9 protein-coding genes, 1 tRNA gene and 5 pseudogenes are annotated in these 12,948 nt (G+C 68.6%); 8 read left to right on the top strand and 7 right to left on the bottom strand.

Translation table 11 applies throughout. The features are described from left to right. Window positions 1-81 precede the first annotated feature (81 nt). Together HAV40_RS04445 and HAV40_RS04440 are read right to left on the bottom strand one after the other, a co-directional pair. On the bottom strand, window positions 82-1,212 hold the full coding sequence (locus HAV40_RS04445) for an NADAR family protein (protein ID WP_166379197.1): 1,131 nt from the start codon (window positions 1,210-1,212) through the stop codon (window positions 82-84). Between the two features lie 352 nt (window positions 1,213-1,564). Continuing rightward, window positions 1,565-2,282: pseudogene (locus HAV40_RS04440) on the bottom strand (IS6 family transposase). Window positions 2,283-2,550: 268 nt separating this feature from the next. Between HAV40_RS04440 and HAV40_RS04430 the strand changes: the two are divergent. The 3 genes and pseudogenes from HAV40_RS04430 (at window position 2,551) to HAV40_RS04420 (ending at window position 4,436) form a co-directional block, all read left to right on the top strand. Then, window positions 2,551-3,603 (top strand): App1 family protein, encoded by a 1,053-nt coding sequence (locus HAV40_RS04430; protein ID WP_239086720.1) that lies wholly within the window; start codon window positions 2,551-2,553, stop codon window positions 3,601-3,603. A gap of 242 nt (window positions 3,604-3,845) precedes the next feature. After that, window positions 3,846-4,049, top strand: a pseudogene (locus tag HAV40_RS04425) (IS6 family transposase); the annotation flags it as partial. Between the two features lie 313 nt (window positions 4,050-4,362). After that, window positions 4,363-4,436, top strand: a tRNA-Pro gene (locus HAV40_RS04420). An 87-nt stretch (window positions 4,437-4,523) separates the two neighbouring features. Here the strand turns inward: HAV40_RS04420 and HAV40_RS04415 are convergent. Beyond that, a pseudogene (locus HAV40_RS04415) lies at window positions 4,524-5,336 on the bottom strand (tyrosine-type recombinase/integrase); the annotation flags it as partial. Window positions 5,337-5,338: 2 nt separating this feature from the next. Between HAV40_RS04415 and HAV40_RS04410 the strand changes: the two are divergent. After that, window positions 5,339-5,820, top strand: a pseudogene (locus HAV40_RS04410) (IS701 family transposase); the annotation flags it as partial. A gap of 51 nt (window positions 5,821-5,871) precedes the next feature. Beyond that, window positions 5,872-6,333 carry a hypothetical protein gene (locus tag HAV40_RS04405; protein ID WP_166379191.1) on the top strand — a complete coding sequence of 154 codons (462 nt, stop codon included), beginning with the start codon at window positions 5,872-5,874 and terminating at the stop codon, window positions 6,331-6,333. 522 nt (window positions 6,334-6,855) lie between these two features. On the opposite strand, the gene HAV40_RS04400 is transcribed toward HAV40_RS04405, so the two are convergent. The 4 genes and pseudogenes from HAV40_RS04400 to HAV40_RS04390 form a co-directional block, all read right to left on the bottom strand. Then, window positions 6,856-7,026, bottom strand: coding sequence for a transposase (locus HAV40_RS04400; RefSeq protein WP_166379190.1), 171 nt, complete (start codon window positions 7,024-7,026; stop codon window positions 6,856-6,858). Window positions 7,027-7,192: 166 nt separating this feature from the next. Continuing rightward, a pseudogene (locus tag HAV40_RS39070) lies at window positions 7,193-7,354 on the bottom strand (IS630 family transposase); the annotation flags it as partial. Between the two features lie 234 nt (window positions 7,355-7,588). Next, complete coding sequence (locus tag HAV40_RS04395; RefSeq protein WP_166379188.1) at window positions 7,589-7,939, bottom strand: hypothetical protein; 351 nt, start codon at window positions 7,937-7,939, stop codon at window positions 7,589-7,591. Window positions 7,940-8,444: 505 nt separating this feature from the next. Further along, a complete protein-coding gene (locus HAV40_RS04390) occupies window positions 8,445-9,776 on the bottom strand; it encodes a chymotrypsin family serine protease (RefSeq protein WP_166379186.1) in 1,332 nt (443 codons plus the stop codon). A 269-nt stretch (window positions 9,777-10,045) separates the two neighbouring features. Here HAV40_RS04390 and HAV40_RS04385 point away from each other — a divergent pair, with 269 nt between their 5' ends. From HAV40_RS04385 to HAV40_RS04375, 3 genes are read left to right on the top strand one after another with little or no spacing between them, the layout of a single operon-like run. Beyond that, window positions 10,046-10,621 carry a hypothetical protein gene (locus HAV40_RS04385; RefSeq protein ID WP_166379184.1) on the top strand — a complete coding sequence of 192 codons (576 nt, stop codon included), beginning with the start codon at window positions 10,046-10,048 and terminating at the stop codon, window positions 10,619-10,621. Between the two features lie 6 nt (window positions 10,622-10,627). After that, window positions 10,628-11,956, top strand: a complete 1,329-nt coding sequence (locus HAV40_RS04380; RefSeq protein ID WP_166379182.1) for a sensor histidine kinase — start codon at window positions 10,628-10,630, stop codon at window positions 11,954-11,956. Next, on the top strand, window positions 11,953-12,753 hold the full coding sequence (locus HAV40_RS04375) for a response regulator (RefSeq protein WP_166379180.1): 801 nt from the start codon (window positions 11,953-11,955) through the stop codon (window positions 12,751-12,753). The genes HAV40_RS04380 and HAV40_RS04375 overlap by 4 nt, the downstream gene beginning before the upstream one ends. Window positions 12,754-12,948 lie beyond the last annotated feature (195 nt).

Below are 12,948 nucleotides of genomic sequence, written 5' to 3'. Positions count from 1 at the left end.
GTGAGAGCGCCGTCAAGAATCGCTTGACCGGGGCTTCGAAGCACCGTCGACTCTGCATGCTCAGACACATGCGATGGAGTGTTATGAGGACATGCCTGCGCGCTGAAGATCCGTCCCGAGTGCGAGTTCTGAGCGGATGACCTCCAGCAGGCGTCCGAACCAGTTCGCGCCGTACCCGCCACTGCTGAAGTAGCTGTCATCGAGTGCGGAGTAGGTGATGCGGCCGTCGCCCGTCGAGAGCAGGACTTCTGCCAGTTCGGGATGCTGTGAGAACTTCTGGCGCAGCAGCACTGCCATGACAGCGAGCCGGCGGTCGGCCCAGTCGGTTCGGCGGGATGCGCCTTTCGCCGCGGTCCGGGCAGCCTTCGGGCCCTCCGCCTGGGCGATCCGGTCGTGCCACTCGGGGTCCGAGGTCGACAATGCGAGGATCGCGTGGGTGATCGAGGGGTAGGTGTACCCGAAGGCAGTGATCTCGGCGGGATAGTCGGGTGTGAGCGCGTCAATGCCGGGTTGCTCCGGCCAACCTCGCGCGTAAGGCACCTGGGTCAGGTTCACGGTCGGCGACAGGCGGTCGTCATGTAGGGAGGCTGACCGATGCTGCAGTGTGCTGGCGGCATGCTCGGCGCGTCGAACGAAGTACTCGATCGCCTTCAGGTGGTCGTTCTCGGTCACGGCGAAACTGCCCGCTCCGCCCACGGCCGGCTGGCCGATGTCGCTGATGAGCACCCTGACCGGGAAGTCCTTGCTGTCCATGTCACCAAGCATGCTGCGGCGCTGGTGTTCGGGAATCGTGAAGTAGGCGGCACGAATCGCCAGACGGTTCTCCTCGCTCCGATCGGCTAGGTACCGATCGATGAGCTGACGGCATCGCTCAGACGAGTCCGGCCGCCGGTTCAACTTGTCGACCACATCGAGCAGCTCTCCGATGAGCATGTCGGCGGAGACATGGCTGCGAGGCTCGGCGAAGCGCCACCGCGCGAGGTCGTGAGCCGAAGCCTGTCCATTGTCCAGCGGTTGTGTGGTGATCCACCCGGTGGCGAGCTTAGTCCTCAGTTCGTCAAAACTCATCAAACCCCAGCAGTCGATGACGCCGTCGGCGTAGACAGTCAGGTTCGTCAGGAAATGGGTTCCGCCGTTCTTGACGAAGACAAGCCGGGATTTGCCAGGGATGTGCTCGCCGTCAGCGACCCGATAGATTCGTTCGTACACCATCGGTGCAGGTTAGGGCTCCGCTACGAAGCTTCGGGCACCAGGGCGGACAGTTCGATCTGCAGGCGGCTCGCCAAGCAGGGCGATGCGTCCGAGTCGGCCTGCTGGCGCTACTGCGCGGCACCTCATGCCAGGAACTACGGCAGTTGACCATCGACGACATCGACCACCACCGACAGTCGATCCAGTTGGGCCGACGACCCCATCCGACCGTGACACGGGGTAGGAACGGCGATGCGAAGACGTCCAGCTGTCGATGCTGCGCTGGCGGCGCTGCTGGCGGGCATGGTGCTGGCAGGAGGCTCAGGTGCGTTGCTGGATCGGCGGACGCGTTGAACCGAAGCTGCGGCTGTGGTCAGATCGCCGTGACGAGTTCGGCGTACGCCGCGGCGACCCTCCGGGCAGTCGGGATGTCGATCGCGAGTTCGTAGTGTCCGCGGCGCAGGTTCTACATGAACGCGTGTCCGGCGATGATCACTTGCGCGGTCTTGTCGGTCTGCATCCCGCGCATCGGTCTCAGTCGGTGTTTGAGCTGGCTGTGGTCGGCCTCGATCGGGTTGTTGGCGTAGCGTTCGACGCGGTGCCACGCCTGTGGGGCCATCTCGTCGAGCGCCGCCGGGTACACCGGTGCGGCATCGGTGACCACCTCGGTGGGGGTCACCTTCAAGGTCGCCAGCGCCCTGCGGAAGAACCTGCGGGCCGCGTCGGCGTCGCGGCGGGCGGACACGAGCACGTCGATGACCTGCCCGTGCTGGTCGATTGCCCGCTATACGTACCGCCACACTCCGCCGACCTTGACGTAGGTCTCGTCGACGAACCATCTGTCGCCCGGTGAGTGCCGGCAGAACCGCGCCGCGTCGGCGAGCAATGGCGTGAACGCTGTACCCACCGATAGATCGTGACGTGATCGACCTCGACGCCACGCTCGACCAGCAGTTCCTCGACATCGCGGTAGGAGAGGTTGAACCGCAGGTACCAACGCACGGCGACCACGATCACCTCAGGGGGAACCGGAACCCGGCGAACGTCGTCTTCGCGTTAAACGCCGTTCGTAAGCGGGGCGACGACTTCACCGCTCGAGTGTGCCTCGGCCACACCGAGGCTCAATGCAACGGACCCGACCACCCTGCCCTTCGGCCAGGTGACCTCAAGAAGAAGATTCAGCACACTGTAGTCCGATTCTGCAGGTAGGCCCTGCTCGGCGATAACCCAGCGTCGAAACCGTAACGCTACCGGCAGCAGCCGGAAAGCCTACGGACGGCTGCACCGCCTGTCGGATCGGCGAACCGGGCGGGCGGCCCGTCATCCGAGCGGGTCCGGCTGGTGTGACAGGCTGAGCGGGTGACGCTGGAGCCGACGACCGAAGTCCGCCTGCACCGTGCCGCCCGCATCGAGGACGCCGCGCACATCGCATTCGAACGCCGCCTCAAGAAGCGCGGCTGGGAGCCCACCATCGTCGCCTTCCCCGGCTACGGCCTCGCCGGAAAGGACGGCCCCGGCTGGGTCCGCGTCCTGGGCCGGGTCCTGCTCGCCCGGCCCGACAACGGCAAGCCGCGCAAGCGGGCCAAGAAGGTCCGCGGCTGGCGCAGCTTCGCCACCCTGTCGGTGATGGACGCACCCGTGGTCGTCGAGGTCAACGGCGTCCGCCACGAAGCCTCCGCCGACCGGAGCGGCTTCATCGACGTCACCTGCCCATCCGACCTGCCAGCGGGCCTGTGCGCCGTGCGCATCGGCTGCGAGGGCGCCGAACCGGTCGACGCTCCCGTCCACATCGTCGACCCGGCGGTGACCTTCGGCATCCTGTCCGACATCGACGATACTGTGATGGTCACCTCGCTGCCGCGCCCGCTGCGCGCCGGCTGGAACACCTTCATCCTCGACGAGTTCGCCCGCGCATCGGTCCCGGGCATGTCGGTGCTCTACGAGCGGCTCACCAACGCCCACCCCGGCGCCCCGGTGATCTACCTCTCCACCGGCTCGTGGAACGTCGCGCCGACCCTGACCCGGTTCATGTCGCGCCACCTCTACCCGGCCGGGCCGTTGCTGCTCACCGACTGGGGACCGACCAAGGACAGCTGGTTCCGCAGCGGGCGCGCACACAAGCTCGCGACCCTCAACCGGCTGGCGACTGAGTTCCCGGACATTCGGTGGCTGCTCATCGGCGACGACGGCCAGCACGACCCGGCGATCTACGCGGAGTTCGCCACCAGCCATCCCGCGAACGTCGCGGCGATCGCCATCCGGCGCCTGTCGCCCACCCAGTCCGTGCTGGCCGGCGTGCTGCCGTCGCTGTCCGAGCTGCCGCAGGCGTCCGGTCCGGCGGATCGGCGCCTGCTCTCCGCGCCCGACGGCGCGGGGCTCGCCGGGCTGATGCGCGAGGCGGGATTGCTGTAACGGTGGGATGCCCGCCGCACGGCCTCGCAGGACTCGTCGACGACGTCAAAGCTGTGGTGCCTGTTCGGGACATCGATGATCTCCACCGGCACGCCAGCGCCATCATCCGCGATGGTCGCCGCGATCTCCGGGCTCTCCTGCCCGACCCTGGTCAGCAGGATCGGCGCCGGGTCCGTTGCGTTGAGCCTTGGCACCGTTCGAGGCACACTCGAGCGGTGATGTAGTCGCCCCGCTCACGTTCGGTGTCGCCCGCGAAGACCGCGTTCGTGGGGTTTCGGTTTCCGGCTGAGGTGATCGTGGTCGCCGTGCGCTGGTAGCTGCGGTTCAACCTGTCGTATCGCGATGTCGAGGAACTACTGGTCGAACGTGGCGTCGAGGTCGACCACGTCACCGTGTTCCGGTGGGTGCAGCGGTTCACCCCGCTGCTCGCCGATGCGGGCGATCCCCGGACGCAACAGCGCCAGCAGAGCCGCTCCCTGAACAGATGCCGAACGGCGCTGAGTAGCGCCAAACGGCGCTGATCATGGTTTGTGGGGCTTGTTGGACCTTGTACCCGGGTAAAGGGCGCTTCCGGCACTGCCGCCGGAGTCGGCGCCCTTCGGGTGGCACCGGTTAGGCAGGTTCCTAGGATGGTCTAGACATAGCGGGTTGGATCACCCAGTAGAACCAGCATGAAACGGACACGGGGGCCGTGTGCGCAGCCCCGGTCAGAGTGCGCTACGCTGTACGGGCTGCCGCGGTGAGAGATCAACACGGCAACGGGCTGTAGCGCAGCTTGGTAGCGCACTTGACTGGGGGTCAAGGGGTCGTCGGTTCGAATCCGGCCAGCCCGACGGTGCGAAGATAAGGGCCTTGACCGGGGTTTCTGCTGGTCAAGGCCCTTGGTCTATCAGGTGGTTGGTGCTGTCAGTGAGAGCCGGTCATGATCGCTGGGGACCAGTTGGGGACCAGGACACCATCGCGACACTCTCCAGATGCGCGCTGAGTGACGCTTCGGCGGCGTCGATTGCCCGCCGGTCGGGGTGTAGGTAGCGCTGTGTCGTGGTGAGCGAGCCGTGCCCGGCAATCTTGCGGAGGACATGAACGGGCACACCTGCGTCCGCCATCCACGTGAGGCCGGTGTGCCGTAGGTCGTGTCGGCGTAGGTGCTCGAACCCCAGCTCCTTGACGACGTCGTCCCAGTGCGTTGTGTCGTGGAGCACCGCCGTGGTGATCCGGCCACCGCGCGGGCCGGTGAACAGACCTGCTTCGTCCTCCTCGGCCGAGTCCATGCAAGCCGCGACGAGTGGCCGGATCTCCTCGATGATCGGGACTCGGCGTGCCCGCTTGCCTTTCGTCCCCTTGTCGACCAGGCCGCCCGGCGCGGCCGTCGTCTGCCGGCGCACGGTCCACAGCCACGTTTCCCGGTCGATGTCCGCCTTGCGTACGCCTGACATTTCGCCGATCCGAGCCGCGGTGCCAGCGGCGAACTTGACGACTTCGCCCCAGCCCGCGAAGCGTCCGAGAGATCGTTTCACGAGTGCGTCGGCGAGAGTCGTGACTGCCTGCCAGTTCGGCAGCGCGAGCGAACGCGGGTCGTCCAGCTCGTCCTCTGCTGGCCGATACTCGCGCTGCCAGCCGACGACACGTGCCGGGTTGTGTTCGATGATGCCGTCACGTACGGCCTGCTCCATGACTCTGACCAGGATCGCGAGGCTGTTCTTGACGGTTGATCGGCTGCATTCGTCGGCGAGCGTGGGCCTGGGTCACCATCCTCGACGAGGGCGAGGGCTGCCACAGCCTGCTCGTGCGCCGCGGCAGCGACGGACAGGTGGCCTACTACCTGTGCTGGACCCCGGTGCCGGTGCCGCTGGCACGGCTGGTCACCGTCGCCGGCAGCAGATGGTCGGTAGAGGAGGCGTTCCAGACCGCGAAGGGGCAGGTCGGGCTCGACCAGTACCAGTGCAGAGGATGGACCGCCTGGCACCGGTTCACGCTCCTGGCGATGATCGCCCTGGCGGTGCTGACCGTCGTTGCCGTCGCAGAACGCGCCACGGCCAGCAGCGCCGACATGATCGACCTGACCCTCGCCGAGACCAGACGACTGATCAACACCACCATCCGCAAGACCGTGCCCGCCGACCTGGCGATGGCATGGTCACGGTGCGACGCCGGCAGCAGGCCATCGCCAAGCGCAGCCACTACAAGCGCCGCCACGACTCCACTACCAGCGCATAAGCGCTACAAGCTGCCGCCGCACCAGGCTGGCTGTGCCTGTACGCTGCCGACGTGAGCTGGGAGTTCATGATCCATGCGTATCGCCCGCAGCATGATCGCGTGCGGCCGTTGCTGGACGATGGGCGGGCAATGCCGGTGCCCGAGCCTGGAACACGGCCGACTGCGGCCCAACTCGTCGCAGCCTTCGCCGAAGCTGGCCTACACGGGCAGCTCGGATTCGAGATTGCCGGCCTGGAGCTGCCACAGCAGGATGGGGACGACTACGACCACGCCCGGTATCTCGGGACCGTGTACATGAGCAGCAACACGCCTGCGCGCCGCCCTGATGCTCCGGTCCGTGAGATCACGCTGTACAAGCCGGGCGAGTCGACCTTGGCGGCCACGTTGGCCGTCCGTCATCTTCTCGGCGCTGTCGTCGTCATCGCCTGTGATGATGACCTTGAAGACAGTGTGCTTTTGGTCCGTCCAGACGACGATCCGGCAGCGTTGGCGGCAGTGTGGCAGTGGCCCTGACCAGAACCACCCTGGCCGCCCTACTCGCCTTGTCACGATGTCGCCGTCGACACCAAGCCAGCACCCAAACGAAGTCACCACCAGCAGCGCTCCGAGCCAGCTACCTGCGCATAAGCGCTAAATGCCGCTGCCGTATTAGGGAGTTGCGGGTACCAGCTGGGGACGACACGCCACGCGCTCCCGTACCCTGCTGGAAAACGGCGTTCGCTCACGATGCAGGCCGTGTGTGACGTGCGTATACGGTTGGTCACCCGTCCTGGGGTCAAGGGGTCGTCGGTTCGAATCCGGCCAGCCCGACAGGGTAAACATGCAGGTCAGAACGCCTTACGGGTAAGGGCACGCATCAGTCTGGGCCCTTGATCGTTTTCGCAGAGCGATCCGGACACTGCAGTTCCCTGTGGAGCAGGCCCGGGTGCTACGACGATCGTTGCGCCGCTGTATGTCACGGACATCGGGGTCCGCTGCACCGATAGGTGACAGTTGTAGTCACGCGGCCTGACTGGCCTTCGGGGTCAGTGCTGCTCACGCCTGTCCGGTCCCGGCGTCGACGTCGGCGGCACGCATCCACTTGAACAACGTCATCGGGTGCACGCCGAAGTCGTTGGCGATCTGCTCGACCCTAACGCCGGCACCGCGGGTCTGTGCGACCCGCACGACGTCGTCACGGAACTCTCGGGGGTAGGGCTTGGGCACAGCGACATCCTTCCAGCCTGCCCACAGGGCAAGCCATCTCAGATGTCACCTATCGGCACAGCAGACCCTTACCTCCAAGGAAGGCGAGTCCTGGTCGATCGACGTTCCTGCGGTTCTGTGGATCATGGAACGGATTGCTGCAGGTGATGTCGACCCTCATGAAGTCTGCGATGAGCTTCGCGTCGGGGTAGGCGGTCAAGAGCATGTCGAGGAAGTAGCAGAACACGACAGAGACGTTCTCGACCGACACGTGTTAGTGCCACGCGCCGGTGACGACGTTGACCGCACCGTGCAGGGTGCGGCGGATGTTGGAGCCGGGTGTCATCACAGTACGCAAGCTGATGGCGTCGTGGCCGATCAGCTGCCGGGCACCGTCGCCTGTCCCGGCAGCGGTAGTAGGACCGCAGTCCTGTTTGTGTCGTGCACGATGGTCAGGGCTGCGATGAGCGCACTTTGTGCACCAATTCCTGCCTGGTGGGATTCCTGATCCGTGCCAGATAGCCCGTCGACACCGCTGCGGTGTGCGCCGGGCCCGGACGCGGGCGGGCCCGGCGGCGGTCGCTCAGGAGCAGTTGTCGTTGAACTGGTACCAGGTGGAGCCGGGAATGGTCCCGTCGACGATCGGCCCGATCTGGTACATGTTGGGCGCGGTACCCACGCAGTCGTAGGACAGGTAGCCGGTGCCGGTGGTGACGAAGGTCCAGCCCGTCCCGGCCACCCAGCGGTAGAGGACCATGTAGCCGCCCCCACCGCCCGGGGTGCAGCGGTTGGCTGCGGTGGCCTGGATGTGGGTGCTGTCGATGGAGTACGAGTAGTTGTAGCCGTAGCAGGTGGCCTGGGCCGGGGCCGCCGCGGCCACGGTCAGCGCGCCTGCGGTGAGGGCGGTGGCGGCCAGGGCACGCAGGATCTTCACGTCGAGGGGCTCCGTTCGTTCGTAACAGTGGTTACGGCGGAGCGGACGCCGCGATCGGCCGTCGTCGATCACAGCAGATCGTACTCGATCACGGTCGGAAAAGGCCAGACCGGTCGACCCGACGGTGCGAAACGCCCGGAGTGGTCGTTCTGGACAGGGCTTCTCCGGGTGACGGGCGATCAGGTGGAGCCGTAATGCCTGGTGTGAGCCCGGGGCCACCAGCCACGTCTGGCGGCCACGGTCTTGCCGCATCCCGACGGCCCTGACAGCACGCTGACCGCCCAGGCGCCGGCCCGCAGGCACACCGCATAAGTCGTACCTCGGAGAGGCGTTCGTCATCGGGACGGGCACCATCAACCTCCTGGGTGTCTGGTGTCATCCTCGGTCCCGGCCGTCAGGAGGGCGGTCGACGTCGTCGGAGGTGAGCACCGGGTTCTGCGCGGACCCGGCGCGCCCACCGGGACGTATCTCGATGGGCGCGCCTACCCGAGCCGGGCCGGAGCGGCTAGGACGTCTTGACGTAGACGTCGTGCGCGGCCTGGACGTAGTAGATGTTGGTAAAGGTGACCTGCACGAAGCAGGTGCTGCCAAAGCCTTCACAGTTGGTCTGCAGCACCCCGCCGTTGATCATGCCGGCGGCCTTGACCTTGCCCGGGTCTGCGGCGGTGACGACGAAGACCGGGCCGCCGCTGTCACCCAAGCCCACCGCCGGCCGGCCCTGCTGCTGAGTGGCCAGTGACGAGCGCACCACGATCCCGCTCGGCGCGAGCACGTGCTCGAAGTTGGTGAGGTTGATGACCACGTCGCAGTGCGCCCCCGTCGCCGCCCCGGACGTGCAGACGTACTGGCCGGGCAGGTTGCCGGTCACGCCGACGACGGGCTTGGAGAACTCGCCGACCCCGACGCCGCCGTCGTAGATGCGTGCCGCGCTGCCGCCGGGAGCCCGCACGTACAGCGAATCGGTCTTCGGTAGTGTCGACGGCGCGCCCGCGGTGCCGATCCGGATGCCGCTGCCGCTGTCGAAGGCGACCCCGCCACCCGGGGCGCAGTGCTCGGCGACGATCACACCGCTCTCCGTCGGGATGCCCAGGAACCGCTTCTCGACGGCGAACCCGGTGCTGCACACCGGCCCGCCGTTGACCGGCTGTGCCACCGACCCGGCCCACCACGGAGCGATGTCGAACCCGCGGCTGACCTGCTGCACCACCGGCATCTCCGTGATGGTGCTGCCGGGCGGCAGCATCTCCAGGGTGATGGTGACCAGGATCTGCGGGTTGACGTAGACCGCCAGTCCGCTGCCCTCGACCGCCGGGGCCACCCCCACCAACTCGGGCAGGTCGCCGGACCGGCGCGACAGGCCTTCGGTGGCCTTCAGCAGTTCGCGCTGGCTGTAGCGGGACTCGCCGACCTCGATCCGGATGCCGTCGGCCGCGCGGAACCGTTCGATGGCGTCCTTGACCTTCGCGGGAACGTCGCCGCGCCACCATACGTGCAGGGTGTTCTTGGGCACGTCGAGCCGCAGCCCGCCCAGGCCGCCGTCGTCGAGTTCGCTGATGGCCAGGCCGGCGTCGAGCAGCGGCTCCTGCCGGCGCATAACCTCGGCCGCCGCATTGGAGCCGGCTTTCGGGTCGTCGCTGGTCTCGGCCGGCTTGTCCTCGGCGGGGTCGTCGCCGTCCTTGCCCTTGCCGGCCGGGGCGATGTGTGACGAGACGTCGGCCGGGCGTGGCGCCGCCGCCGCGCCGGGCGCCGCGCCGGCCGCCAGCACCGCCGCCAGCGTCGTGACGCCGATCAGCGCCAGCGGGGTGACCCGCCGCCGGGGCGTGGGGAAGACGAGCATGTGATGCCTCCTGTACGGGATACCGGCCATGACGCGCCGGACGCCACCGATGATGCGGGCTTCGCCGCCGGCACCGCGTCCGCCTGCGACCGGACCCGCCCCTGCCACTGGCGGCAGCGACGGCCGTCCTCGGGTCCCCCCGTGGTCGGAGGGCGTGCCGTCCGATGTGCACCACCGGAGGGACGCAAAGCCGACTGGGCACGGCATCGCCACACCCGCACCCGGCCACTACGCTGCGGAGGCCATCTGATCGATCATGGGAGTAACACATGTGTATCGGCACGTCGGTGCACGCCGACATCCGGGTGTCCGTACAGGACCGCAACGCCCCCGACCGTGCCGCAGGGCACCTCACCGCTGCCGTGCTCGTCGACGGCGACGCCGTGCTGGTCCCCAACCCCGGTCCCGAAGTCCTCGATCCCAAGGCCGAGCTGGAGATCCTCGTCTTCCCGGCCGACCCGGGCGCGCACCTGCCCGTCGAGGTCATCCCGATCTGGAAGTGGAGCCCGTTCCACCTCACCGGCCAGCAGGACCGCCCCCTCGCCGCCGTCGCCCGGCTGCGCCGGCACAGCAGCTACAGCGCCCAGATCAGTCACGTCGACAGCGCCGCGCTGGCCAAGGCGACCGCCGCCCTCGACGGCGACCTGTGGGCCGCGCTGGACAAGCTGGAGGCGATTCCCGAAGGCATCGGCGCCATCAACCCCGACCTGCTCGCCGCCGTCGGCCGGGTCGAGCGTGAGCAGCGTCAGCCTCGGCGATCCGAGCACGGGTTCGAGTCGTACGAGGCCATGGTCGGCGGCTTCTGCATCTTCTTCTGCTTCTGCCACCCGCACGATCCCCGGTAGTCGGCCGTGACCCCGCGTCGCGCCGCCCGGCGCCGCCTCACCGACCTCGCGCTGGCGCTGGGCGCCGGGGTGCTGGACGTCGCCGCGTTCTCCACCGCCGGCGCGAACCTTGACGGTGCCGACCCGCGGTCCTGGCCGCCCGCCGCGCTGCTCGGCTACGGCCTGCTCGGTGCGTCGGCCCTGGTCTGGCGCCGCCGCCAGCCGGTTGCCGTGCTGGCCGCGGCGATCCTGCACGCCCTGGTCGGCACCGTGCTGGTCGCCGGCTACCAGCCGGTCGTCGTGCTGCTGGTCGCGGTCTACACCGTCGGCGCCTACCGGCCGGTCCGGTCCGGCTGGCTGATCGCTCCGGCGGTGCTGCCCTTCGCGGTCATCGCCGTCAACGAAGCCTGGCGTGCTGAACGCGCCGCCGGCCCGCTGCCCGACGGCGCCACCCCGGCCGACCGGTTCTGGCCGGTGCTCGGGGCGCTGCTGGTCATCTACCTGCTGCTGCTGGCGGGGGTGTGGGGTGCCGGCTGCTGGGCCGGGCTCAACCGACGCCGCCTGGCCGCCGCGCAGCGGCAGCGCGCCGAAGCCGCGGCCCGCGCGGTACGCGCCGAGCGGCTGCGGGTGTCCGGCGAGCTGCACGACATCGTCGCCAACGCGGTGACGGTCATGATGCTGCAGGCCGGTGGTGCCCGTGCCGTCATGGCTCGTGACCCCGACCGGGCCCGCGCCGCCCTGGACCAGGTGACGGCGCAGGGCGGGCAGGCCATTGCCGAGTTGCGCCGCCTGCTCGCCCTGCTGCAGGACGAGCCGGATCCGCCGGTCGCCGCCCCCGGTCCGGTCGCCGGGGCCGGTGCAGAACGGCCGACGGCGGATCCGGTCCGGGCGGTCGGGGAGATTGCGGCCGTCGGCGCGTCCACGGCGACCGGCCTCGCCGCGCTGCCTGCGCTGCTGGACCGGTTCCGGGCCACGGGGCTGAGCGTGGATTACGTCCAGGCGGGCCCGCTCCGTGCTGTTGATCCGAGCATCGAGCTGGCCGTGTACCGGGCCGTTCAGGAGGCGCTGACCAACGTGCTGCGCCATGCCGGTGCCGCCGCGCGCGCCGACGTCAGGGTGTGCTGGGGTGACACGGATCTGGCCGTCAGCGTGCGCGACCACGGCCCGGCCACCGCGCCCGACCAGGTGCCCGCCGTCGACCTCGCCGGCCTGTCCACCGGGAACGGTCTGGCCGGTCTGCGCGAGCGCCTGCGCCTGCTCGACGGTGAACTCACCGCCGGCGGTGACGGCGACGGCTTCACCGTCGCGGTCCGGCTTCCGGTGCGCCCGGCCGTCGCCGAGCAGGTGATGGCATGACCATCCGGGTCCTGCTCGCGGACGACCAGCAGCTGGTCCGGTCGGGCATCGCGATGCTCCTGTCGGCCGACCCCGACATCGAGATCGTCGCCGAGTGCGCCGACGGTGCTGCGGCCGTCGCCGACGCCCGCGCGACCGCACCCGATGTGGTGCTCATGGACGTGCGGATGCCCGGCACCGATGGCGTGACGGCCACCCGCGAGATCACCTCCGACGGCTTCTCCGGCGATCCGGACCGTCCGGTCCGGGTCGTCATGCTGACCACCTACCACGTCGACGAGGCCGTCCACGCCGCGCTGCGGGCGGGCGCCTCGGGGTTCCTGCTCAAGGACTCCGCCCCCGCCGAACTCGTGCTCGCGGTCCGCGCGGTCGCGGCGGGGGAGGCGTGGCTGGACCCTGCGGTGGCCCGCACGATGATCGACGATTTCACGGCCCGCCCGCGACCTGCGGGTCTGGTGGCGGTCACCGGCGGACAGGCGGGGCTGACCGGCCGGGAACGCGACGTGCTGGTGCTGGTCGCGTACGGGCTGTCCAACGCGGAGATCGCGACCCGGCTGCTGATCGGGGAGGCGACCGTCAAGACGCACCTCGGCCGGGTGCTGATGAAGCTCGGGCTGCGGGACCGTTCCCAGGCGGTGGCGCTGGCCTACCAGAGCGGCCTGGTCGTACCGGGCACAGCTCCGGGTCTCGACCAGGTCGCCGGGTCACTGCGCCATGACCGGGCTGCCGCTGTCCAGCCGCAGCAGTCCTTGACTAAATCTTACTCATCTATGGGGCATTCCGTTCCCTTGGCATGATCGACACCCGCGAGCGGCGGTCGGGGGACCAGTTGGTCAGGTGCGCTTGGCTGGAAGCGCATCTTGACCGGGGGCTGGACGCCACCGTCAACGGAAGCCAAATCCGATTCGGAAAGTCGCAGGTCGGAAAGATGCGCACGCGGCGCCGTAAGGTATATGTCACGTTGTGATCGTTACGACGGGAGCGCTGTGGGA

The sequence above is a fragment of the Catellatospora methionotrophica genome, assembly GCF_011297335.1.
GTDB lineage: Bacteria > Actinomycetota > Actinomycetes > Mycobacteriales > Micromonosporaceae > Catellatospora > Catellatospora methionotrophica.
The sequence above is the reverse complement of the archived record's forward strand: the minus strand, read 5'-3'. Positions and strand labels throughout refer to the sequence as shown.

What these genes read in the sequence shown, in the direction of transcription:
- HAV40_RS04445 (WP_166379197.1), bottom strand. Translation starts at nt 1,212, where the DNA reads ATGGTGTACGAACGAATCTATCGGGTCGCTGACGGCGAGCACATCCCT.
- HAV40_RS04390 (WP_166379186.1), bottom strand. Translation starts at nt 9,776, where the DNA reads ATGCTCGTCTTCCCCACGCCCCGGCGGCGGGTCACCCCGCTGGCGCTG.
- HAV40_RS04385 (WP_166379184.1), top strand. Translation starts at nt 10,046, where the DNA reads ATGTGTATCGGCACGTCGGTGCACGCCGACATCCGGGTGTCCGTACAG.
- HAV40_RS04375 (WP_166379180.1), top strand. Translation starts at nt 11,953, where the DNA reads ATGACCATCCGGGTCCTGCTCGCGGACGACCAGCAGCTGGTCCGGTCG.